1 protein-coding gene is annotated in these 515 nt (G+C 69.5%); it reads right to left on the reverse strand.

Annotated features, from left to right (window positions below; all coding sequences use genetic code 11):
- Positions 1–515: ATP-binding cassette domain-containing protein (locus tag AC07YS_RS31925; protein ID WP_495270373.1), on the reverse strand; the 515-nt coding region annotated here is incomplete at both ends.

Genomic DNA, 515 nt, shown 5'->3' on the forward strand with positions numbered 1-515 from the left:
CGCGTGATGAGCGCGCGTGCGATCGCGATGCGCTGGCGTTGGCCACCCGAGAACTCGTGCGGGTACTTGTCGAGGTCGGTGGTGCGCAGGCCCACGGCGGCAAGCGCTTCCGCGGCGCGTTCGCGCTGTTCGGCACGGCGCGTTTCGGCCAGTGCTTCGAGCGGCTCGGCGACGATGCGCGCGACGGTCTGGCGCGGGTCGAGCGAGCCATACGGGTCCTGGAACACCATCTGGAAGTCGCGCCGCGCGGTGCGCAGCTCGGTCTTCGACAGCGTGTGCAGGTTACGGCCTTCGAGCGCGACACTGCCCGAGGTGGGCGTGTCCAGTGCCATCACGAGGCGCGCGATGGTCGATTTGCCCGAGCCCGATTCGCCGACGATGCCCACGCTCTTGCCGGCCTGCACGCTGAAGCTCACGCCGTTGAGCGCCTTCACGGTAGGCGGCGGGCCGAAGAGCTTTTCGCGCGGCAATGCGTAGTGCCGCACGAGGTCGGTCACCTGCAGCAGCGGGGTCGA

It is taken from the genome of Variovorax sp. GW458-11-26-14-LB1 (genome assembly GCF_059423965.1).